This window comes from Nostoc sp., from assembly GCF_036917655.1.
Lineage (GTDB): Bacteria > Cyanobacteriota > Cyanobacteriia > Cyanobacteriales > Nostocaceae > Nostoc.
Genome location: NZ_JBALCY010000080.1, coordinates 1 through 21,642, shown reverse-complemented (window position 1 = coordinate 21,642; position 21,642 = coordinate 1). Strand labels below are relative to the sequence as shown.

The following is a 21,642-nucleotide window of genomic DNA, read 5'->3' as shown; positions in this document are numbered from 1 at the left end:
CTTAATAATTTAAAACATTAATCATTCATATAATATTTATCATCATAAAATGAGTTACATATAGCATCTCCGTTTGGAGAGTATGGATCTATGCGACATTGAAGCTCTGCGATGATATCTGCTTGATTACTAACAACGTTTCTAAGGTGGTTGATTTCAGCTTCTAATTCCATGATCAGTTTGTCCTTGGAATCTACGTATAAAAAGTATTTTGTTTCTGCTTTTCTATACATTCAACTTTTCTAAGTAGTAAAATTATTTAGAGCCGCAATTTTATTCAACAGTAAATATACTGTAAATCTATACAGTATATTTACTGTAGCCACAGCATTTATAAAAAATAAAAGATTAATCATAAATATAATATATTAGGTTAATCTGGAATACGAGAAAATTGTTCGGTTAACCGAACACAAAATTCTGGATAACCGAATATATAGCTTTTGAGATAGGTAACAGAGGTATCAAGAAAGTAGTAGCTCAAACAATGACTATTAAAACACCAACATTATTAGCGATCGCCCCCTAACCTTTCCCCCTTACTGCCGTCATGCTACCATTACCAATAAATTCTTTTGGGAGGTCAATCAATGGCTAGCCTTCATGTGCTAGATATTCCCGATGAGTTATACGAACGGCTGGAACAGTTAGCTAAAGCTGAAAATAGCTCAGTTGATGCTCAAGTTATTACAATTTTGCAGAACGCCTTGCAAACAAAAACACAGCAAACGGAAGAAGAAAGACGAAAAAATGTCCCAAAACTTCTAGAGGAAATCCGCCTTCGCCGTGAGAGTCGCCAGACTGATGGCGAATGGCCTGATAGTACTGCGTTAATCCGAGAAGACCGAGACAGATGACTATCCCTCTCAGGTGTGTTGTAGACGCAAGTGTAGCTATTAAGCAATTTATACCAGACGATCCACTAACTCCGAAGGTTAATCAACTGTTTGCTCATCTTGCTAATCCCCAAACTGCAATCTTTGTCCCAGACCTGTTTTACATTGAGTGTGGCAACATCATTTGGAAGTATGTCCGCGCCAGACTTTATGCTGTTGCTGATGTGCCAGCAGATTTAGCAACTCTCAAAAGCTTCCCTTTGCGTGTTGTCTCCACAGATGATTTGATGGCGGATGCAGTTGCGATCGCATTAAATTATGGAATCTCCGCCTACGATGGCTCTTATGTTGCACTTTCACAGCAGGTAGGTGCTACTTTGCTGACTCTCGATGGTAAGCTGGTAAAAGCAATAGCCGCTTCGTCTTACAATGTTTCCTCGTTTAATGACTTCGAGGTTCCGCCGTTAGAGTCAACATAATTACTAATTCGTAATTCGTAATTCAATTGTCAAAAATGTTTTTTACTTATAACCGCACGGTTCGCTTCCAAGATACTGATGCTGCTGGCGTAGTTTATTTTGCTAATGTTTTGGGTATTTGCCATGAAGCTTATGAAGAATCTCTAGAAGCATTAAGTATTAATCTCAAAGATTTTTTTACTAATCCATCTGTGGCGTTTCCCATTGTTCACGCTAGTGTTGATTTTTTGCGTCCTATGTTTGTAGGGGACAAGTTGCTAATTAGTTTAATACCCCAAAAACTAGGTGTTGAGAAGTTTGAAATTACTTACGAAATTAGTGTGGGTGAGGTGGTAGCTGCTAAGGCTATTACTCGTCATGTTTGTATTGATGTGAGTAGTAGAATTAAGCGGGAATTACCTGAAAATATAATCCAGTGGTTGGAAACGAACCGCAGAGACGCAAAGGGCGCAGAGAGAAGAAAGTCGAGAGAGATTATGTGATGGGATTTTGTAGGAATTCTGTGGCTATTTGCTGTAACTGTTGGCGGTTAATTTTACCTTGGGAGTTACGGGGTAGGTTTTGCTGGGGAATCCAATATTTTGGGATTTTAAATTTGCTGAGTTTGTCTTTGAGTAAGGTTTGAATTTTTAAGGTAGAGATATCTGATTGTTTGGGAATGTAAATCGCTGTTAAGGCTTGTCCCCAGTGTTTATCTGGGATGCCGATGACACAAATATCGACAACCATTTGAGTGGCTTGTATCGCTGATTCAATCTCTGCTGGGTAAATATTTTCACCACCTGTAATAATTTTGTCGCTGTTACGTCCGACAATATTTAAATTACCTTGGTCGTCTAAAAAGCCTAAATCATCTATTTGAAAATCAGTTTGATTTTCTTTGGTTATCGGATAATAACCAAGAGATAAAGATTGAGCATGAATAGTGATATTTCCGATTTGATTGGGATTTAAAATTTCGCCTTGCTGATTGCGAATAGTTACTTTTGCATGGGGAAGAATTTGACCACTGCTAATTTTACCTCTGAGAAAATCATCTGGTTTGAGCGTGGCAATTTGAGAGGCTGTTTCTGTCATGCCATAGGTAGGTGCTAACCGAATGCGATGAAATCTAGCTTTTTCTAATAGTTCCTTCCATGCTGGCGCACCTCCCAAAAGTACAGTATGAAATTGGGATAGCCATTGAGTTAATTCTGGATTTTGCAGAAGGCGTTGTAACTGTGTTGGTACTAAAGATATGAAAAATTCCGATTGTTTAATATTCAATATTTGATTAGATTCTACTGCTTTAAATGCTTGAATAGCTAGTTTACCTCCGGTAGTGAAAGAGCGCATAAATTGCATTAAACCGCTAACGTGATATAGCGGTAATACACAAAATGAATTTACTTGCTTGATTTGAAAGTATTCTGTAAATCCTTGTACAGATGCAATGAAAGTTTCCCAAGTATGGATGGCAAATTTAATCTGCCCCGATGAACCACCTGTGGAAATCATTATGAGTGGGGAGTGGGGAGTAGGGAGTGGGGAGTGAGGGAGTGGGGGAGTGGGAGTGTAGGGAAGTTCTCCCCAAATAATATCTGGTTTTACTAAATCAAAGACTTGTTGCCATTCTTGTGTTCCCCAGTCGGGGTTACAAAGAAAGACTGGACAATTAGCCGCACAAGCGGCAATAAAACTTGCTAAAAACCGTAATGGTTCGCGTTCAGCTAAAATAATTTTTGGTGGCGTTCCACACGCTGATAATTGTGTTAGTTCTAAATATAATTCTTGAGTTATTTGATTAAAATGATTGCTATCATAACCGAGAAGCCAATCATTCTGAGCCAGGTTATTAAGACAGTCTAAAGGTCGTTCCATAAGCTTTGAAACCACGTTTCTTCTTGTTCAAAAAAATGGTCGATGCCAAAACCAATTGCCCGATTATTTCGGGATAATTCTGCTGCTAGTTTGAGTGATGCTTGTCTTGCGATCGCAGTTTCAAATACTGATGAAAACACAGCATCAATTTGATGTTGGTGGCAAAACTTTCTCAGACGAGATGGTGATCCGACTATCCCAGGCTTGATGACAAAAATCCCTCGCCAACCTTGTTGATAACAGGCGGCGAGTTGCCTAAGTGTGGCGACAGATTCATCTAAAGCGATCGCAGTTTCATAACTCATACTCAATTCCAACATCTGCTGAAATTGCTCAACGGGTAGCGGTTGTTCGATAAATTCAATTTCTAGGGCTATTTCTCCATTTACCTTGAGATTGTCGCAAGTCCAGAGCCATAAGTTAGCTTCTTCATAGCTGAGTCCACCGTTGGCATCTAATCGCAGTTTGCTAGAGGCTGGTAAGGTGTGTATCAGTGACTCAAAAATTTCTAGTTCATCAGCGATCGCATACACACCAATTTTCCATTTAAACGTGCGATATCCTTGTTGCCACAAAGTTTCCCATTGATTTAAAGCCGCTTCCCCGGCTGGTAGTAAAGCACTGTAGGGGAAAAGTGAGGAGTTAGGAGTTATACAATTATCTCCCTCATCTTCCCCACTCCCTACTCCCCACTCCCCACTCCCCACTCCCTCTAACCCTGACTCAAAGCCAAATTGACAAGCAGGTAACTCATCTGGGATGGAAAAAATCATTTCGTCTGTGATTTCTGCTGGGAGTTGGCGACAAAAGTCTAAAGCTTGTTCTAGAGTTTCGGAACCAAACCAGCTAATGGGGGCGATTTCTCCCCAGCCGACTTTACCTGATTCATCGGTGAGACGGAGGATAATACCTTCACGAATATCCCAATTACCGTGATTGGTGGTAAGCGCTCGCAAAAATCTTCGCCGATAGGGACGAAATTTAAATTGATAACGCATCAATTTAGTAATTGCTAAACCATAAATCCCAAGCCCAACAGCAAGCAAGCCCAGAAATGCACGGCTACGGCGATGAATTTACAGTTACTAACTTTGTCGGGCTGGTTGTGATTTTCTTGAACGTGGCGGCATAATTTGAAGGCAAAGGGTAAACTCACCCAACTCAGTAACGTCCAAGCTGGAGAAATTCCCCACAGCACAAACAGCAAGGTGAGGGGATAAATGCTAGCAGTGAACCAAAGGAGGAGTTGGGCACCTTTTTGGGTTCCTAAACGGACGATAGGCGATCGCTTCCCTGCCGCTATGTCATCCTTAACTTGGTGAAAGTGTGAGCAAAATAAAATTAAGGTTGTGGCAATCCCAACAATCACTGAAGCTGCTAAACTCGTTATTGACCAAGTTTGGGTTTGGCTGTAATATGCTGCCTCCACTGCTAAAGGGCCGAAGGCAAAAAAGCAAAGAATCTCGCCTAAACCCTGATATCCTAAGCGAAAGGGAGGCCCTTGGTACATATAGCCTAGACCGCAGCACAGTAAAATTATACCGATAACAGTTAGGTCTTGTTGCCACAAAGCGATCGCTACTATGCCCAGCAACCCCAAACTTAAACACAAATTTCCTATCCAAAATATTAATGGCTTATTGCCTGTTAAGTTCACCAAAGAATGGTGCTTATTTTGATCAATACCTGTTTCGGAATCAAAGACATCATTAGTGATATTTTCCCAGGCAAGAATTAAGATTGCCGCAGTTACAAAAGTAGAAAATACTACACCGTTGAAAATTTTAGTTTCGGCAAATGCTACTGCTGTTCCTACCCAAATGGGCATAATGGCAACGCTGTACATTGGCGGTTTAATCGCTGCCATCCATAACTTAGTGTTGGGACGTAAAATCTGCTTGGTAGTCATCAGTTGTGATTGATTAAATTGCCGGAATATTACTCACACTTGAGATTTTATGATTTAAAGAGACGCTAGATATTCATGAGCTAAAAATAACTGCCACTTTTACTGTGGGTGGTTAACCTTGTCTTGTTAATACTCCACCCTCACGTCGCAGTCCAAGGCTGGAACTGGCTTGTCAGGGTCTAGGAACACCACGATCAAGGCAAATCCTACGCTGGTAAAATGACAACTTAATATGTTACCTGTAGAAATACGACCACGATTAATTACACTTTAGGAAGTTAACTTAAAAAAAATTTACTATCGTTAAATCCATGACAGTTTCACCATGTCGTAGCAACTTGTTTGTAGAGCGCAAAGATTTATATCAATTTCTGTTATCAGTCCAAGAAAAGTGCCTCCAAAATAATGGCAAGCAAATTGTCAGTGTTTCTCAAGAGATCGATTTAGTTGATCCTTTACTTGTATTGGATAAACTTACACAAGCAAATGAAATAAATTTTTACTTTGAGAACAGAGGTAAAGCAGAAGCGATCGCGGCAATTGATGCTGTAGCAAAATTACAGATTGATGGCGCAGACCGTTTCACTCAAGCAGAATATTTTATCAAATCTTGTCTAAACAATATAATTAATTTTGGTAACGCTAACCAACCTTTTTCTGGCCCTCACTTTTTTTGTTATTTCAGCTTTTTTGATAAAAATACCCAACTAGATTATCCATTTCCATCTGCTACCATCTTTCTTCCACGTTGGCAAGTAGCTGTAAAAAATCAGCGCTGTATATTAGTAACAAATATAATTATCAATGCAAATGTAAATATTCAAAGATTGTTGGACACTCTGCAAAATAAAATTGAATTTATCCAATCTTTAGAATATTACCCTGCTAATATTGATTATTTTCCAGCAAAGTTCTACAAAAAAACCGTTACGAATCCTGCTCAATTTAAGCGTTCAGTAGTATCTGCTTTAGAAAAAATTCGGTCTAGTTATTTAAGTAAAATTGTGTTAGCAGATATATTAGATGTCAAGTCAAACAATCACTTTAACTTAGTTAAATCATTAAATAATCTTAGGCAAATACATCCTAATTGTTATATTTTTTCTACAAGTAATGGCAAAGGACAAAATTTTATTGGTGCAAGTCCAGAAAGATTAATTAGTATTAATAATCAACAGTTAATCACTGATGCTTTGGCTGGTTCTGCACCACGAGGTAAAACCCCTGCTGAAGATGCAGCTAATGCCAATCGCTTACTCAATAGTGAAAAAGAAAAGCACGAGCATTCGCTGGTACTTGATTTTATAACTCAACTTCTATTCCAGCTAGGTTTATCACCCAAAATATTAGCACCCCGCCTGCGACAATTATCTAATATCCAGCATTTATGGACACCAATAAGTGCTACAGTTCCTAGTAACATCCATCCCTTAAAGATTGTCGGACAATTGCATCCTACACCAGCCGTCGCCGGTGCAGCACGAGATGTTGCTTGTGCCGAAATTCGTCGTTATGAAAGCTTTGAAAGGGGTTTATATGCTGCGCCTCTGGGTTGGATAGATTCTGAGGGGAACTGCGAGTTTATTGTGGGAATTCGTTCAGCATTGATTGATGGCGATCGCGCGAGATTGTATGCTGGTGCTGGTATAGTTGCGGGATCTGATCCTGACAAGGAATTTGCAGAGGTGCAACTTAAACTTCAGGCTTTACTTAAAGCATTAGTTTAATAGCTAATTTTTCAGCCGCCGATGATTTTGCAACGCTCAATCACTAAAATTTGCGCGGGTTGGGTGCAGCTATTTGTTATACTGCTGACTTGATTGTTTGAGGCACTTGGGTAATACTTGAAATCTAGGCGATTGACGACAAATAACATGTTTACTTTTTTTACTTACCGCGTTGCATATGGGAGTATCTCAGTTTTGCAAATATACCAGATGAGAAACAAGATTCTTGCTCCCTCTCCTTACCAAGGAGAGGGTTGGGGTGAGGTTTTACAAGGCTTTTTACACTCATTGAGATGCTCCCGTTGCATATCTCGTGGTGAACGATGACAAATGTCGTGTTAATCGACAACTATCAACCAGGGGAAAGGGCGATGAGGCTTATTTTATCTGCATCCTAGCCCTTTTTTTCATCCTGCAAGCCCTTAATACATATTCAAAAAAGGGCATCTTTAAACAGACTATATGAGTTGATTTTAATTATGCAAAGAATTGTAGGCTTCATTCCGTTTGGTGGCTGACTCTTCTAATAAGCGTTGTTCATGAGCATTTCTTGGTAACACTAGATGGCGCTCAATACCTATTGAGCTAATAATACATGGAAGTCCAAAAACAATATCACTATTAACTCCATACTTAGAATCTGCTCTCACCGATACTGGAAATATCTGTTTTTCATCTCGCAAGATGGTATCAACTAACTGAGAAACGACTGTTGATATGCCATAGCTAGTATTTCCTTTACGTTCTAAAATGTTATAGCCTCGCTTACGGGTTAACTCTGAGTACTCTTGCTGAATTTGTTCCAGTGTTGCTCCTTGTGGGATGAAAAATTCAGTTAACGCAATTCCTCCAATAAATGCACTAGACCAAACGATAAATTCACTGTCTCCATGCTCTCCAATCACATAAATATGAACGTCTCGAAGAGCAACATTCAGTCTCTTACCAAGTTGATATCTCAGTCTAGCAGTATCAATAACAGTTCCCGAACCGAAAATTAGGTTTTCTGCCCTAGTGGAACTAGCGATGTCTACGACGGGCTACGCCTACGCAATCCGCGTTAGTACATCCACTGGATTGCTAACGATAAGTACGATTGAATTTGGTGCAACTCGATCCAATTCTTTCATCGTCGAACGCATAATCTCTGCATTATCGCTCAACGTATCTAATCGGGTCTGTCCTTGTTTTTGCTGCACCCCAACAGTCACGACAATGATATCAGAATCCGCATTCTTGAAGCGATCGCTTCGTCTCAAAGATTTGATGTGTTGACGCAAGACAAAATTGATAAGTGTTTTGTGTTCGACACTCTGAAATTAAAACCAAGCTATCATATCTGGATCAATCTGAATTAAATTCTGTGCTTGAGTTGCTGGCAATCTCAACATTGCCTTCTCGAAAAACTCATCGTTGTAATAATGGAATATTCAGAATAATCAATGTCGTCATCTGACATCGATTTCAATGCTTCCCAATTTTGACAAGTTTCCTGGCAGTTGCGAGGTACGGCAGACTGCTTTGAACTTAGGCGCACAAGCTTTTTGGAGTAAGGTAATTAGTCAATATACTAATGGTGTCTTTGACGAGATTTTCTTAAATGATGACCGATGGCATGGCTCAATTAAAACTTTTGACAACTCAGAAAAGCTATTAACATAAAAAATACACCGATTTATCCGGTGTATTTCTAGCGTTACTAGAGAATATTTTACATTAAATCCTGATGAGTAAAAGCTTTAGCATTCGCCCCAGTGTAAGTAGCCACAATATGGCCATCGCCAGTCATTTGATATTTGTATGTCACTAATCCTTCTAAACCAACGGGGCCGCGGGGAGGCATTTGTTGCGTACTAATCCCTACTTCTGCACCAAAACCATAGCGGAAGCCATCAGCAAACCGGGTAGAACAATTGTGGAATATATTAGCTGAATTTACTAGTCCAAAGAAAGTTTCAACAGATGCTGAATCTTCAGTAATAATCGCGTCAGTATGACGAGAACCATATTCATTAATATGGGCGATCGCATCTTCTACAGAGTTTACAATCTTTATCGACAAAATAAAATCGCTGTATTCTGTTTCCCAGTCTGTTGCTGTTGCAGTTTTAATGTTAGGTAAAATTTCCAATGTGCGTTTATCACCCCTTAATTCCACATGACGTTCTTGCAAAGCCTCAGCAACTTTTGGTAAAAATTCTGTAGCAATTGATTGGTGAACTAGCAAAGTTTCAATCGCATTACAAACAGCAGGATATTGCGCTTTAGCATCAACGGTAATCGGAACTGCTTTAGACATATCAGCGGCTTTATCTATATAAAGATGACAAATCCCGTCGGCGTGACCTAGTACCGGAATCCGTGTATTTTCTTGTACAAATCTGACAAAGGAATTAGAGCCTCTAGGAATAATTAAATCCACATATTTATCTAACTTCAAAAGTTCTAAAGTTTCTTCTCTAGTTGTCAGCAACTGTACCGCATCAGGATTAACAGCAGTTTGAGATAATCCCTGTTTAATTGCCTTAACTATTGCTTCACAAGAACGCACAGCTTCCTTTCCACATTTGAGGATTACACCATTTCCCGATTTTATCGCTAAGGAAGCAATTTGAATCGCCGCCTCTGGACGGGCTTCAAAAATAATCCCCAAAACACCTAAAGGACAAGTAATCCGCTTGAGAATTAAACCAGTATCAAGTTCGCGGTGAATTTGGATTTTACCAATTGGATCTGCTAGCTTACCAACATCTCGTACCCCAGCGATCGCATCTCTTAATTTATGTTCATCCAACTGCAAGCGTTTATAAAGTGGTTTGGGAATTCCTTCCGCAGTGGCAGCTTCACAATCAGCAACATTTGCTTGTAAAATTTCATCTCTAGCTGATTCTAAAGCTTGAGCGATCGCTTCAAGTGCTTGATTTTTTGCCTCGGTGGAGAGAATCGCTAGCTTACTTGCAGCTTGGCGGGTTTGCCCTGCGATCGTAATTAGGGGAGAAGCAATGTCAAGAATAGTCATAGCAGAAATCTTTACCTTTTCTTCATCTTATCAATCTGAGTTGATCATTGCTTATAGCGGTTCTCAGTTGAGTGAGGTACAAGAACCCCACTCCCAACCCCCTCCCCGCTCTTCGAGAGCTTGCTCTGATGTACCTCATTTGATTAAAAAAAGCTATATCGTCTTCCTCCAATCGGGTGAACCATCTGGGTAATCAATAATTACTCTGATCGGGTGAAGCAAGACTTGGTTCAAAACATTTATTCTGTGATTATCGAACACAGACAAATTAGAGGTAGTAAATTCACCGTATTCAAAATATAGCAGGTATTATTACATATTTTATTTGAAAATCTTAAATATGATTTATGCGTTCCCAAGACTAGAAAGACATAGTAATTTATGTTTCTCTAGTCTTTTACTTAAGTAAATAATTTATACTGCCATTATTTTAATTTTTACGAAATTGCAGTGACGATCGCTGGATCTATTGTGTATTGATGGATCAAATACCACTCCTATGCTAGGGAGATCCTATGTCATTGCAATCTGGATTAGATGCCTTAAAAGACAAGCGTTATCAAGAAGCGGTTGAATTACTCGAAGAATTCTGCCGCAATTGTGTTGAACACGATTCCTCTGATTATATTTCAGCACAGATGTGGCTCATGAAAGCCTATCAAGCCACAGGCGAAATCGAAAAAGCCAAGATCCTGTGTCAAAAGTTAATGATCAGTGAAAACCCACAGACTCGCAGTTGGGCAGAACAAGCTAGTCAATCTTTCCGCCAAACGCCAGCAAACCAGTCTAATAATATCCAAAAAGCTGGTCGCGCTGCTACTACTGGGATGAAATTAACGATGGGGGGTGTGGGTGGTAGTTTGGCGTTAGCTTCTGGTGTCACCATGACCTTGCTGTTTGGCATGGTGTTGGCTTTAGGTTTGAGCTTAGTATTTATTGTGGGTAGCGACGATCCACTCCAAGGGCTAGCGATCGCTATTGGTATTACCCTAGTTTTTAATATCGCCGCCTTTTTCCTGTCGCCATTTCTCATGGACTTAACTCAAAGCTGGCTTTACCAAACTCGCTGGGTAGAGTTAGCAGAAGTTGAAACCCTCAGTCCAGAGACAGCTAAAGTTATTCGCCAAGTCTGTGAGCAGAAAAAGCTGAAAGCGCCACGACTGGGAATCATTAACGACCAAAACCCCACGGCTTTTACTTATGGTTCATTGCCAAACAGCGCCCGTTTAGTCGTCAGTCAGGGACTTTTCACATACCTGGATGACGATGAAATTGCTACTGTCTACGCCCACGAATTGGGACACATCGTCCACTGGGACTTTGCAGTGATGACTGTAGCTTCTACCTTAGTGCAAATTTGTTACTTGATTTACAGCACAGCCAGAAGATTTGGGCGTGGTGGCGATAGCAAAATTAAAGATGCGATGCAAACTGCTGCCTTAGCTGCTTACGTGTTTTATGTCCTCGGTACTTATTTACTGCTGTACCTCTCGCGCACACGGGAATACTTTGCTGACCATTTTTCAGCCGAAAGTACAGGTAATCCCAATGGATTATCCCGCGCTTTGGTGAAGATTGCCTATGGGATATTAGAAGAAGGTTCGCGATCGCCAGAACCCAGCCGTTTAATTGAAGGGACTCGCGCCTTGGGTATCTATGACCATAAAGCCGCCGCTTCCACAGGAACCGCCTACCGCATTGCATCCGATCCGCAAAAAATTGGTCGCGTCTTTCTGTGGGATATGTTTAACCCTTGGGGCTGGTGGATGGAGTTAAATTCAACTCACCCCTTGACAGGTAAACGAGTTCGTGCATTAAGCACCTATGCTGAACAATTGGGTTTACCGACTGAGTTTGATATGGGGCGAGTTATTGGAGAAGGCAAAAGTCTGAGTAAGAGTAGGCTTTACGGCAACTTCTTTTTAGATGTTGTACTGTACGGGGCTGAAACAATTGGTTTCTTTGTTGGGTTGGTAATGGGTGTGATTCTGTGGTCAAGTTCTCCAAACACAGGTTTAGCATTTGGTGCGCCACTAATTGGCTTAGGGATAGGAATTATGGTCAAAGCCTTGGTGATGTTCCCCGACTACAAGCAAGCACCGGAAACCGACATTCTCACCCTGATGTCAGACCCCTATGCCAGTCCCTTGCGCGGACAACCTGCAAAACTTGAAGGTCAACTAATTGGTCGTGGCGACGCTGGTTATAAGTTTGGTTCCGATTTAAAAATTCAGGATCGTAGCGGAATGCTTTATTTGCATTACGCTTCCCGCTTTGGCCCTATCGGCAATTTTTTGTTTGGGATGAAGCGAGTCAAAAGCTTGATTGGTGAACAAGTTGGGGCTGTGGGTTGGTTCCGTCGCGGTGTTGCACCTTGGATGGATCTGATTCAACTTCAAAGTGAAAATGGCACCATTGTCAACAGTTACCATCGCTTCTGGTCATTCATCCTTGGCAGTGGCTCGATTATCCTGGGAGTCGTCTTGACTATGTTTTTGAGCAGTAGATAGCTGAGTTTCTAGGCTGCTGTCAAAGCATTTCTCAGTCCATCCAAGCTTTAATTTTGTTAGGAGGCGGTTAGTAACTGCCTCTTTTTTTCATGCAACTTATGAATCGGCTGTTGGGGCGTACAGATGTACGCATAAGTCGTGACCCAAAACAAAAGAAAAACCTCACCCTGTCCTATCTTTAATCTCTCTCCTTAGTAAGGCTACGGTGTACACACAAGTCCTAAAAACCTAGCTTGAATTAGGCTTGACTCGTTCCCATGCTCTGCATGAGGAATGCATTCATTGAGTCTCTGACTCAATATCTGACTGGAGGCAGCAGCCTCTAATCAACCATTCCTAGCTTTGCATGGGAACGAGAGAACAAGGAGAAATGAGAAATCGAGCTTTTTTCGACTTGTGTGTACACCGTAGCCTTAGTAAGGAGAGGGACAGGTTTTGCGTAGCATAAGCAGGGTGAGCTATTTCAGGCTTTCCTCGTCCTCGTTCCCATGCGGAGCATTTCCTCATTCCCATGCGGAGCATGGAAATGAGAGAAATTTTCCCCTTCCCTAGCAGGGAAAAGAGCTAGGGGTTAGGTCATTTGCAACTTCGACGATGCTGACTGCTGGCTACGCCTACGCATTTGTTACTTTGGCGATCGCATTTGTAGCTTTGGCGATCGCAATTGTAGCTTTGGCGATCGCATTTGTAGCTTTGGCGATCGCAATTGTAGCTTTGGCGATCGCAATTGTAGCTTTGGCGATCGCAATTGTAGCTTTGGCGATCGCATTTGTAGCTTGGGCGATCGCATTTGTAGCTTTGGCGATCGTAATTGTAGCTTTGGCGATCGCATTTGTAGCTTTAGCGATCGCAATTGTAGCTTTGGCGATCGCATTTGTAGCTTTAGCGATCGCATTTGTAGCTTTGGCGATCGCATTTGTAGCTTTGGCGATCGCAGAAACTCCCTAATTTGATTTATGCCTTAAATTTGTTTGCTGCTTTTGGCAAGTTTCGCTACCACTCTCACCAACTCTTCTGGCTCGATTGGCTTGGATACATGAACTTGGAATCCAGCTTGCAGAGCGAGCCTGCGTTCTTCATCTCTAGCAAATGCCGTTAGTGCTACAGCTGGAATCTTTTCCCCACGAAAAACTTCCTGCGCCCGCAATTTGCGAATCAGCGAATAACCATCCTCATCTGGCATTCCGATATCACTGACTAAAACATCTGGACTTAATCTTACCAGCGCTTCCAAGGCTTCACTTACTGAGCTAACCGCCGTTACCTGCGCTCCAGACTGTTGAAGAATAAAGGCAATTAACTCACGCGTATCGGCATTGTCATCTACAACGAGTACTTGCAAGCCGTCGAGCATTGAGAGGTTATCGACTTTTACTTCACTCTCTTTAATTAACTGCTCTTGTTGCGATTTTACTAAAGGCAACAGCACTGTAAATGTTGCTCCCCGTCCTTCTCCCTCACTAAATGCGTAGACTGTGCCTGAGTGCATTTCTACTAAGTGGCGCACAATTGCCAGTCCCAGCCCTAAACCATTGTCTACTCTAGTAGTTGTGCTATCAGCTTGACGGAAACGCTCAAATATATAAGGTAGAAAGTCAGCACTAATTCCCTTACCTGTGTCAGAGACAGTTATCTGGGCATTTGAGTTTACCTGCTTTAGATGCACTTCAACTCGCCCCCCGCTGGGTGTAAACTTGACGGCGTTAGTTAGCAAATTCCAGACGATTTGTTGGAGGCGGTCTGCATCACCTATAACCTCACCTACTGAGGGATCAAGGTTAGACTCAACTTGCATAGCCTTAATCTCAGATGTGGGATGTACAGCTTCAATCGCGGCGTTAATTATAAGTCCAAGGTCAACTTTACGGGTATTTAGGCGGATTTTACCTTGTACAATGCGTGAAATATCCAGGATATCTTCAATCAGTTGCCTCTGAAGTTTAGCATTCCGCTCGATTGTCGCCAGTGCCTTAATAGTAATTGTCTCGTCCAATTTTCGATTACGGATTATTTGAACCCAACCCAGCATAGAGTTAAGAGGTGTACGAAGTTCGTGGGAGACGATCGCTAAAAATTCGTCCTTAAATCGGTTAGCTTCTTGAGCTTCGCGATAAAGCTGGGCATTTTCAATGGCGAACGCTGCCCGTTGGGCAAGTTCTTCAGCCATTGTTAGGTCTACAATAGTGTAATGGCGTCCTGGTTGTGCAGACGCAAATACAATTGTCCCCAGCTTGCGTTTACGCACCAGCAGTGGCACTACGATATAAGACTTCACTTCCAGCAGATTCAGGTGTTCCTCGTTCCATGCGTTTTTCTGGAATGAAGACTTAAGAATGTTTGTAACTAGTTCCGGCTCACCAGTCCGTAAAACCTTTGGTAGTCCATAATCAGCATCGACAGAAATTGGATAGAGTTGTCGGAGTTTTCGTACTAGTGCTTCTTTCTGCGCTTCAGATGCAGCTATCACTGGGTTACTGAAGACTAACGAATTATTTTCAACGACATCTACAATACACCAATCGGCCAGGGTAGGCACTGCCAATTGCGCGACGCTAGTTAGGGTGGTGCGGTAGTCTAAGGAAGATGCCAGTACACTACTTGCTTCAGCTAGGAAATTAGAGCGCTTTTGTGCTGCTTGGGCTGCAATCCTGGCGGCTTGCTCATTGGCGAATAACTGCTCGCGCTCTAACTCTAAATTCTTGCGCTTGGTAATGTCGCGCATTAGCCAGCGCAGAGCAACTGGCTTACCTTCCTCGTTACGGACGGTAACTACTGTCAAAGCAACATCAAAAGAGACTTTTTCTCGTGGTTGTAAACGCACTTCCCATTCCTCACCCCGATCGATCTGCTGCAACTGAGTTAGGTAATTAAAAAAAGCTTGATGATCTGACTTGGCGATGAAAGTAAGCAGCGGTTTGCCAATCAAAAATCGCTGTAAAACATTAAGGTGTATGGTAGCGGTACAGTTAGCTTCAAGGATAGTGCCATAGATATCAGTTACCAAATAACCATCAGGGGCAAAATCAAATAATTCTTGGTAACGCTGACGCTCCTTTTCTACTACCATTCGTGTTGCTTGTAGTTCCTCGGAGGCGATTTTCAGTTCTTCCAAAGCGATATGAAGTTCTTCAAAAGCTTCTGCTGTTAGCTCCTGTTGTGAGTGCGGCTCACTTGCAGTACCTTGCAATAATCCCGTCACCCGTGAGCGCAATGTCTCTATTTGTTGACTAAAATCGTCTACATCCATGTTGCTCACTTTGCTAAGTACAGCATTTCATTAATTCGTAGCGAATTAAATTTGGCAATACCCTATAATACCAATGCATCGACTTACATTGTTCATGCGTTTCCCTGCATTAAAAACCTCCGCTTTCACGCAAAACTGTAGTAAGACTAAGAAGCGCACGTGAAAGGAAATACTAAGCAAGTATAAGTCCAAATATAAGCTAAAAGCTGATCTCTGAACGATTGATCAGAAGATAGATATTTGTTTCACCAAAATGAGTTATACAAAGTGAATTAGACAAAATATAGGGGCCTCAACCTCTAACTACTATTATCCTAAAATAAAGAATTCATAAATAAATCCACCTAGAGGGCTGTACAGCAACAAACATAATAAGTAGATTTAAGCAAATTTTTTTATAACTTAAGGAGGGCCTGATGGTTACAGCAACAGTACCAGGACAACAGGTCAAAATTGGCCCAATCAAGTTGCTGATTAACAATGAGTGGGTAGAAAGTGTCAGCGATCTCGCCGCTTTGAAACAATTAACCCGACTACAGGCGAGGTGAACTGATGAGCATGATCAAATTTAAAGATATCGAGAAAGTTATTTAATAGGCGAATGGCATAATGTATGGACTCGCCGCCCCTGTGTGAACTTAGGATATCACCAAAGCTTCTGCGATCGCCAACAATCTCCGGGCTGGTACTGTGTGGGTAAATTGCTACGACGGATTTGATGCTGTTGCACCCTTCGATGGATTCAAGCAATCTGGCATTGGCCGGGAACTAGGCGAATATGGCTTGCAGCAGTACACCGAAGTTAAGACCGTTACCATCAAATTTTAGTTCGACTTGAGTCTAGCTTTAGCCATGTTCATCCCCCTAAATCTGAAAAAAATCGGTGTTAGGGGGATGATGAACGTGATATTTGATATGGGGTGGGCATGATAAATAGACGTTGCATACAATCCCATGAAAACTCTGATGATAAATGCGATCGCTACTAGATTTCGCCAACTTATGGCTGCCAGAAAAAGCCCGATTAGCTATTTTGACAGATATGACCGCAAAAACAAAACCAGGCGTTCCTTAGCACTGTATACCTGTATAGGATTAGTAGGGGGAATTTTGGCATTGTTGTTAATAGCATCCCCAGGACTGGCCCAAAAACCGCAACCCCAACAATCCCCACAACTCCAACAACCGTTATTAGTAGCTACACGAGTTATACCGCCTTTCGTGCTACCAAACAAAGGTGAGCTATCGGGATTCAGTATCGACCTCTGGCGCAGTATCGCTAACCAAATAGGTATAGAGTCTAAATTTATTGAATATTCCAGTGTGCCGGAACTGCTTTCTGCTATTAAGGAGGGCAAAGCCAACTTAGGGATTTCAGCGATTTCGATTACAGCCGAACGCGAGCAGAATTTTGATTTCTCATTACCCATTTTTGCTGGGGGGCTGCAAATTATGGTACGAAACCCAGAGAGTAAAAACAGTGCCTTTCCAAATATTTTGCAATTGTTTTTTTCTACTAGCCTCTTGCAAGTAATAGGCATTGCCTTAGTGTTAATTGTCGTAGCAGCCCACATTATTTGGTTATCTGAGCGCAATCATAAAGAAGGGATGATTTCTCAATCATACTTTCCTGGCATTTTCAAAGCTTGTTGGTGGGCAGCTGCCACATTAGCGACTCAAGCCGATGAAATGCCCAAGGGAGTGCTGGGACGTCTAATGGCTGTAGTCTGGATGTTTATCGGAGTCCTCTTTGTCGCCTACTTTACAGCCAGCGCTACTACTTCATTAACAGTGCAGCAACTTCAGGGTGATATCAGGAGTATAGACGATTTACCCGGCAAGGTAGTAGTCACGACTGCGGGTAGCACAGCGGCCACATACTTGCGAGAAAATAATATTTCACTTCTAGAAGTTAGCAAGATTGAGGAAGCTTACAATGCTCTGCAAACAAAAAAAGCTGATGCCGTGGTGTTTGATGCGCCTGTACTCCTCTTCTATGCTGCCCATGAAGGCAAAGGGAAGGTACAGGTTGTTGGCAGTATCTTGCGTGAAGAAAGCTACGGCATTATTCTGCCCAACAACAGTCCCTACCGCAAACCAATTAATCAGGCCCTACTGAATCTCAAAGAAGATGGCACTTATCAATCGCTATATGATAAGTGGTTCTCTCCTAAAGAATCTTGAGCAAGTTGGGCTTTTGCCTGTTGCCACAAGTTTTCTAACTCATCTAAACTGTAATCAGAAAGGGGGCGGTCAACAACTGCCTCCATTTTTTGTAATCGCTGGACAAATCGCTGATTTGTGCCTTGCAAAGCAGCGCTAGGGTCAAGATTATGCCAACGCGCTAGCTGAATAACCGCAAATAGTAAATCGCCTAATTCTGCTTGTTGTCGTTCGGGTGTTTCCTCAGCTAAAGCCTGTTGAAACTCCCCCAACTCCTCATGAAACTTATCCCAGACACCCTGAATATTTTCCCATTCAAACCCGATCGCCGCAGCCTTTTGAGAAATCTTCATCGCCGCCGTCAGTGGGGGAAGGGTGCGCCCATAACGAGCGAGTTTAGCACTAAGTTTTTGCGCCTCTGGAGATGCTTCGCCTTTTTCCGCAGCTTTGATTTGTTCCCAATTTTGCTGCACCTCATCCACACTTGTCACCGACACATCACCAAACACATGGGGATGACGGCGAATCAACTTTTGGGAAATCCCTTGAGTTATTTCTTTGAGGGAAAATTGTCCAGATTCGCTAGCGATTTGGGCTTGTAGTACCACTTGTAATAATAAATCGCCTAACTCTTCTGCGATCGCACCCTTATCCCCACTCTTAATCGCGTCCACCACCTCATAAGCTTCCTCAATCACATAAGGCATCAGCGTTTCGGCAGTTTGCGCCAAATCCCAAGGACAACCACCATCAGGCGATCGCAACTTCGCCACCACCTCAATTAACTCCTGCAACGCCGCCAAAGTCTCAACTTTCTCATTTGTCATTTGTCATTTGTCCTTTGTCGTTTTCCCGTTGCTCTTTCTGCTAACTGTAGTTCGACGACTACCCCGACTTGTAACTTTCCGCTTCTTAATTTTGCCACTAGGAAGCAACCCCCGAACCCCCTGTTTTTGAAAGCGCTTGTATGCCGAACCGCCCCAATCACTGAGAGAATGACTCATCGCACCGAGTTCCAACCCCAAAAACAAAGCGATATATTCAGTATCGTATTGTACGAGCGATCGCCCCACAGTTTCCCCCAAATCCTGCCAAGTAAAACTCAGATTCCATAACCTTTGAGCAATTCCCAAAACGAAAATTGCCAAAATAGCTAGCAAACACCCTAGATAAAGTATCCGCAGAATCGTGCCAATAATCGGCCCGTGGGATAAGAAAGAACGATGACGGAGACTTTTTTGATAAGGTAGCCAAATCCAGCGCAAGAAACCCCAGCGTTGAAATTGCACAGAGTAAATATCCAAATCGGGGCCAAACATCAGTCCGCCAAAGAGAAATCCGCCTGCAACCAACAAAGTCGCATTGCTACTGCGAGTCTGCCACAAAGTAACGCCCGCCACCAACGGCAGAGCATACATAGTAATGCGATCGTGCGTCCGACCAGAGGGCATCCTAAATCCTGTTAGCGATAGCGGGGCGTTTAGCCCGTGCTGAGTAACTGAATACTGAGTCAGTATAAGAGAAAAAAGATTTTCTTAAAACTACTAGCGCCACACGAAATCTTTTGCTATATTAGTTAAGGATTAGTGAAAAGGGCGGTTAGCTCAGTTGGTAGAGCGCCTGCCTTACAAGCAGGATGTCATCAGTTCGAGTCTGGTACTGCCCATTAAGTAAATTAAGGCTAGAGACAGCTTAGATGCCGTTTCTAGCCTTTTTTAAATGGATTCATAATCTCTAATTGACCAGCTACTACTAACCCATCTTGCATATCTTCAGAATAGAGAATACTTGCTCTTGTAGATAGCGCACAAGAAATAATTAGACTATCCCAAAAATAAAAATTATATCGACTGCGGATATCTGATGCAGATTCAAAAATAGTCAGATTGAACTCTACCACAGTGCAACGACGATAAAGCCAAACATTCGTATCAATAAAAGATGCAGTAAAACTCATAATTATCGGTTATAAATTTCCTCACGGCTGAGTACACCATCCACTTGAACAGGATTCTCTGTTAATTCATCAATCATATCTGTTGTTTTAGATGATTTTTTTTTCACCAAAATGATTACTTTAATATCATCTCCTTCACTGAGTTCTTGTTTGTACTCATCGGGAATCTGAATTAAACCATTTTGAATCTTTGCTTGAAACTCAACTGCACTTAGCATCTTTAATCTCTCTTAGGATATTGAGATAACTTAATCTTATAACACAATCCGCTTGGCTTAAGGAGAATCGCAGGTTACTGGCTATTACCTGCTATATATTCAAACAGTAGTTAAAATAGGCCCAAAAGGTTGCAATAAAATACCCAAAATTTTATCAACTTCTTTAATATAGCAATCCGATTTGATTTCTGAAATTATTTGCGTAGGCTGGGAGTAGGGAGTAGGGAGTGGGGAGTAGGGAAGAAGCCTCTTTGAGTTGTACTGAGTTTTTTCAAAAATCAAATATGAGTCCTATATAGTACTCAGTCGAATCTATATAAACAATCGTTTCTTCTAGAAATAAAAACTTCCAGTTAGTTCCACTCGTAACCGAGCCATAAATCCGCCCAACTTCATTGCCTTGATTTTGATTGAACAACTGTGCCGCAATCATTGCCGCTACACATTAACCAAGACCGCCGATAATATCTTCTTTTTTCGCCTCAAAAATAAACATTACCGGAGCAGAAATAAATAATTGCTCTTGGGAATTGCTGATGATGTAATCGCAAAAACCTTGCAAGCCTTGAGTTGCATCAACATTAAATTCATTCCCCGAAAACAGGGAGATTTTATTATTTAATAATCGTCTGACCTCTGCCAGGATTGGGGCAATTAAAAACTCTGACCTGGCTTTTTCGGTTGAAATCGCACTTGCTAAAGGAATGTAATCAATTAAAATCGTTCTGAGAGTTTCTGATGGTGTAACAGGTTTTGTATCAGCAAATAAATTCCGAGTTTCATCGAGGGTTAAGTCAAAACTCTTTTTCACCTTAGCGAGACTAAAATCGCTGTATACCATCCTTCTACCTTGTGATTATTTATAGCAGTTCTCGTTTGGATGCAACACCTTTGACCTCTCTCCTTTTAGGCTACTGTGTACACACAAGTCTGAAATAGCTGATTAAGCAGGGTTTTACCCCACCCTAACCCTCCCCTTATAAAGGGGAGGGAACTAGATTTCTTTTTTCCCCCCTTTCTAAGGGGGGATTAAGGGGGGTAATTCGACGTGTACACCGTAGCCATTTAGGAGAGAGGCTTTGAGGCTTACTCCCTTTCTTATTCCCCTTCCCTCGCTCTTAAGGGGCTGGGGTTAGGTCTGTCTTACCTTGATTCGCCAACTCTTTCGCCCTCGCCTGGGAATCAAACTTTAATTTATTATCCCACTGCTGGGCTTTGCCAAACTTTTCCACAGCGCCATTAATATCATCATTTTGCGCTAAATTCTCACCTTGGATGACTAACGTTGTCGCCCCTTGCGCCTTACGGGATGGAGTTTGGCATGATTGCAACTCTTCTAACACTTCTGGATGGCCAATGAAGTAATTATTCAGCAATTTGCAACCACTGAGCAATAAATTCTCGAAATCCAAATCCCATAAAATTATTGTTTTGTCATCACTAGCAGAAGCTAACTGTTGTCCATTGGGGCTGTAGGCGACGCTAATGACCCCACTGCTATGACCAGTCAGGGTTTTGAGGAGTTGACCACTGCTGACATCCCAGATTTTGATCGTCTTGTCAACACTAGCAGAAGCTAACTGTTGTCCATTGGGGCTGTAGGCGACGCTATAGACCTCACTGCTATGACCAGTCAGGGTTTTGAGGAGTTGACCACTGCTGACATCCCAGATTTTGATCGTCTTGTCAACACTAGCAGAAGCTAACTGTTGTCCAT

Annotated in this window: 24 protein-coding genes, 1 tRNA gene and 1 pseudogene; 12 read left to right on the top strand and 14 right to left on the bottom strand. The window is 41.9% G+C overall.

All coding sequences use genetic code 11. The features are described 5' to 3' along the window. Positions 1–17: 17 nt before the first annotated feature. On the bottom strand, positions 18–173 hold the full coding sequence (locus V7K30_RS30795; RefSeq protein WP_335005909.1) for a hypothetical protein: 156 nt from the start codon (positions 171–173) through the stop codon (positions 18–20). A gap of 417 nt (positions 174–590) precedes the next feature. Here V7K30_RS30795 and V7K30_RS30790 point away from each other — a divergent pair, with 417 nt between their 5' ends. Genes V7K30_RS30790 through V7K30_RS30780 form a run of 3 tightly spaced genes read left to right on the top strand, consistent with a single transcriptional unit; the run spans position 591 to position 1,797 of the window. Next, positions 591–857 (top strand): FitA-like ribbon-helix-helix domain-containing protein, encoded by a 267-nt coding sequence (locus tag V7K30_RS30790; RefSeq protein ID WP_335005907.1) that lies wholly within the window; start codon positions 591–593, stop codon positions 855–857. Continuing rightward, the gene (locus V7K30_RS30785; protein WP_335005905.1) at positions 854–1,315 is read left to right on the top strand and encodes a type II toxin-antitoxin system VapC family toxin; all 462 of its coding nucleotides are present in this window, start codon (positions 854–856) and stop codon (positions 1,313–1,315) included. The genes V7K30_RS30790 and V7K30_RS30785 overlap by 4 nt, the downstream gene beginning before the upstream one ends. 35 nt (positions 1,316–1,350) lie before the next feature. Next, positions 1,351–1,797: an acyl-CoA thioesterase gene (locus tag V7K30_RS30780; protein WP_335005903.1), complete on the top strand. Its 447-nt coding sequence runs from the start codon at positions 1,351–1,353 to the stop codon at positions 1,795–1,797. Here V7K30_RS30780 and V7K30_RS30775 read toward each other — a convergent pair. The 3 genes from V7K30_RS30775 to menA are packed head-to-tail and all read right to left on the bottom strand — an operon-like array spanning position 1,790 to position 5,084. Beyond that, a complete protein-coding gene (locus tag V7K30_RS30775; protein WP_335005901.1) occupies positions 1,790–3,175 on the bottom strand; it encodes a 2-succinylbenzoate--CoA ligase in 1,386 nt (461 codons plus the stop codon). The two genes, V7K30_RS30780 and V7K30_RS30775, sit on opposite strands and share 8 nt — an antisense overlap. Continuing rightward, complete coding sequence (locus V7K30_RS30770) at positions 3,160–4,173, bottom strand: o-succinylbenzoate synthase (RefSeq protein WP_335005899.1); 1,014 nt, start codon at positions 4,171–4,173, stop codon at positions 3,160–3,162. Before V7K30_RS30770 ends, V7K30_RS30775 begins: the two co-directional genes overlap by 16 nt. Positions 4,174–4,187: 14 nt before the next feature. Beyond that, complete coding sequence (menA, locus tag V7K30_RS30765) at positions 4,188–5,084, bottom strand: 2-carboxy-1,4-naphthoquinone phytyltransferase (protein WP_335005897.1); 897 nt, start codon at positions 5,082–5,084, stop codon at positions 4,188–4,190. 311 nt (positions 5,085–5,395) lie between these two features. On the opposite strand from menA, the gene V7K30_RS30760 reads away from it, so the two are divergent. Next, on the top strand, positions 5,396–6,811 hold the full coding sequence (locus tag V7K30_RS30760) for an isochorismate synthase (protein WP_335005895.1): 1,416 nt from the start codon (positions 5,396–5,398) through the stop codon (positions 6,809–6,811). Between the two features lie 473 nt (positions 6,812–7,284). On the opposite strand, the gene V7K30_RS30755 is transcribed toward V7K30_RS30760, so the two are convergent. Together V7K30_RS30755 and V7K30_RS30750 are read right to left on the bottom strand one after the other, a co-directional pair. Continuing rightward, positions 7,285–7,788 (bottom strand): malate dehydrogenase, encoded by a 504-nt coding sequence (locus tag V7K30_RS30755; protein ID WP_335005974.1) that lies wholly within the window; start codon positions 7,786–7,788, stop codon positions 7,285–7,287. 69 nt (positions 7,789–7,857) lie between these two features. Further along, the gene (locus V7K30_RS30750; RefSeq protein ID WP_335005893.1) at positions 7,858–8,091 is read right to left on the bottom strand and encodes a lactate/malate family dehydrogenase; all 234 of its coding nucleotides are present in this window, start codon (positions 8,089–8,091) and stop codon (positions 7,858–7,860) included. A gap of 187 nt (positions 8,092–8,278) precedes the next feature. Between V7K30_RS30750 and V7K30_RS30745 the strand changes: the two genes are divergently transcribed. Further along, positions 8,279–8,473: a hypothetical protein gene (locus V7K30_RS30745; protein ID WP_335005891.1), complete on the top strand. Its 195-nt coding sequence runs from the start codon at positions 8,279–8,281 to the stop codon at positions 8,471–8,473. 49 nt (positions 8,474–8,522) lie between these two features. Here the strand turns inward: V7K30_RS30745 and V7K30_RS30740 are convergent, their stop codons facing one another. Further along, on the bottom strand, positions 8,523–9,830 hold the full coding sequence (locus V7K30_RS30740) for a glutamate-5-semialdehyde dehydrogenase (RefSeq protein ID WP_335005889.1): 1,308 nt from the start codon (positions 9,828–9,830) through the stop codon (positions 8,523–8,525). Between V7K30_RS30740 and V7K30_RS30735 the strand changes: the two genes are divergently transcribed. The 3 genes from V7K30_RS30735 (at position 9,814) to V7K30_RS30725 (ending at position 13,288) form a co-directional block, all read left to right on the top strand. Continuing rightward, positions 9,814–10,023, top strand: coding sequence for a hypothetical protein (locus V7K30_RS30735; RefSeq protein ID WP_335005887.1), 210 nt, complete (start codon positions 9,814–9,816; stop codon positions 10,021–10,023). The two genes, V7K30_RS30740 and V7K30_RS30735, sit on opposite strands and share 17 nt — an antisense overlap. A gap of 322 nt (positions 10,024–10,345) precedes the next feature. After that, a complete protein-coding gene (locus V7K30_RS30730; RefSeq protein WP_335005885.1) occupies positions 10,346–12,340 on the top strand; it encodes a zinc metalloprotease HtpX in 1,995 nt (664 codons plus the stop codon). 594 nt (positions 12,341–12,934) lie between these two features. After that, a complete protein-coding gene (locus V7K30_RS30725; protein WP_335005884.1) occupies positions 12,935–13,288 on the top strand; it encodes a hypothetical protein in 354 nt (117 codons plus the stop codon). Between the two features lie 13 nt (positions 13,289–13,301). Here V7K30_RS30725 and V7K30_RS30720 read toward each other — a convergent pair whose 3' ends face one another. Next, a complete protein-coding gene (locus V7K30_RS30720; RefSeq protein ID WP_335005882.1) occupies positions 13,302–15,587 on the bottom strand; it encodes a hybrid sensor histidine kinase/response regulator in 2,286 nt (761 codons plus the stop codon). Positions 15,588–16,003: 416 nt separating this feature from the next. Here V7K30_RS30720 and V7K30_RS30715 point away from each other — a divergent pair, with 416 nt between their 5' ends. The 3 genes from V7K30_RS30715 to V7K30_RS30705 all read left to right on the top strand — a co-directional run bounded on the left by V7K30_RS30715 (position 16,004) and on the right by V7K30_RS30705 (position 17,771). Further along, on the top strand, positions 16,004–16,135 hold the full coding sequence (locus tag V7K30_RS30715) for a hypothetical protein (protein WP_335005880.1): 132 nt from the start codon (positions 16,004–16,006) through the stop codon (positions 16,133–16,135). 97 nt (positions 16,136–16,232) lie between these two features. Continuing rightward, a complete protein-coding gene (locus tag V7K30_RS30710; protein ID WP_335005973.1) occupies positions 16,233–16,415 on the top strand; it encodes an aldehyde dehydrogenase family protein in 183 nt (60 codons plus the stop codon). Positions 16,416–16,553: 138 nt separating this feature from the next. After that, on the top strand, positions 16,554–17,771 hold the full coding sequence (locus V7K30_RS30705) for a transporter substrate-binding domain-containing protein (protein ID WP_335005971.1): 1,218 nt from the start codon (positions 16,554–16,556) through the stop codon (positions 17,769–17,771). Here the strand turns inward: V7K30_RS30705 and mazG are convergent. Next, positions 17,729–18,577 carry a nucleoside triphosphate pyrophosphohydrolase gene (gene mazG / locus V7K30_RS30700; RefSeq protein ID WP_335005878.1) on the bottom strand — a complete coding sequence of 283 codons (849 nt, stop codon included), beginning with the start codon at positions 18,575–18,577 and terminating at the stop codon, positions 17,729–17,731. The genes V7K30_RS30705 and mazG overlap by 43 nt on opposite strands. 3 nt (positions 18,578–18,580) lie before the next feature. After that, the gene (locus tag V7K30_RS30695; RefSeq protein ID WP_335005877.1) at positions 18,581–19,201 is read right to left on the bottom strand and encodes a metal-binding protein; all 621 of its coding nucleotides are present in this window, start codon (positions 19,199–19,201) and stop codon (positions 18,581–18,583) included. Between the two features lie 142 nt (positions 19,202–19,343). On the opposite strand from V7K30_RS30695, the gene V7K30_RS30690 reads away from it, so the two are divergent. Next, positions 19,344–19,416, top strand: a tRNA-Val gene (locus V7K30_RS30690). Between the two features lie 39 nt (positions 19,417–19,455). Here the strand turns inward: V7K30_RS30690 and V7K30_RS30685 are convergent. From V7K30_RS30685 to V7K30_RS30670, 4 genes and pseudogenes are all read right to left on the bottom strand, one after another. Continuing rightward, a complete protein-coding gene (locus V7K30_RS30685; protein WP_335005875.1) occupies positions 19,456–19,707 on the bottom strand; it encodes a hypothetical protein in 252 nt (83 codons plus the stop codon). A 2-nt stretch (positions 19,708–19,709) separates the two neighbouring features. Then, the gene (locus V7K30_RS30680) at positions 19,710–19,925 is read right to left on the bottom strand and encodes a hypothetical protein (RefSeq protein WP_335005873.1); all 216 of its coding nucleotides are present in this window, start codon (positions 19,923–19,925) and stop codon (positions 19,710–19,712) included. A gap of 271 nt (positions 19,926–20,196) precedes the next feature. Beyond that, positions 20,197–20,766, bottom strand: a pseudogene (locus tag V7K30_RS30675) (hypothetical protein). Positions 20,767–21,043: 277 nt separating this feature from the next. Continuing rightward, positions 21,044–21,642 (bottom strand): WD40 repeat domain-containing protein (locus V7K30_RS30670; protein ID WP_335005871.1); only part of this gene is annotated, 599 nt, incomplete at its 5' end.